The organism is Alcanivorax sp. HI0044, from assembly GCF_001634945.1.
This window is the reverse complement of record NZ_LWEZ01000314.1, coordinates 1-601: the sequence shown is the minus strand read 5'-3', so window position 1 is coordinate 601 and position 601 is coordinate 1. Positions and strand designations below refer to the sequence as shown.

At 60.7% G+C, this 601-nt stretch carries 1 protein-coding gene; it reads left to right on the top strand.

Going from position 1 to position 601, the window contains the following annotated elements; translation table 11 throughout:
* A partial coding sequence (locus A3730_RS03805) for an efflux RND transporter permease subunit (RefSeq protein WP_197477268.1) occupies positions 1–601 on the top strand: 601 nt, incomplete at both ends.

Below are 601 nucleotides of genomic sequence, written 5' to 3'. Positions count from 1 at the left end.
GAAGCCATGATGTTCGCCCTGAATCCGCCCTCGATTCCCGAACTGGGCAATGCCAGCGGCTTCGACTTCCAGCTGTTGGACCAGTCCGGCCAGGGCCATGAGGCTTTGATTCAGGCCCGTAACCAGATGCTCGGCATGGCCGCCCAGGATCCACGCCTGGCCGGGGTACGCCCCAACGGCCTGGAAGACAGCCCGCAATACCAGATCGACATTGACCAGCAGAAAGCCAAGGCGCTGGGCCTGTCCATCAGTGATATCAACAACACCCTGCAGATTGCCTGGGGCTCCAGCTACGTGAACAACTTCGTGGACCGGGGCCGGGTGAAACGGGTGTATGTACAAGCCGATGCGCCCTACCGGATGCTGCCGGAAAACATCAACGACTGGTTCGTGCGTAATAATCAGGGCGAAATGGTGCCGTTCTCCACGTTCGCCACCGGCCACTGGACCTATGGCTCGCCCAAGCTGGAACGTTACAACGGCGTCTCCTCGGTGAACATCCAGGGCAACGCGGCACCCGGCTACAGTACCGGTGACGCCATGGATGCCATGGAAGAACTGTCTGCCAAGCTGCCCGCCGGCTTCGGTTTCGAATGGACCG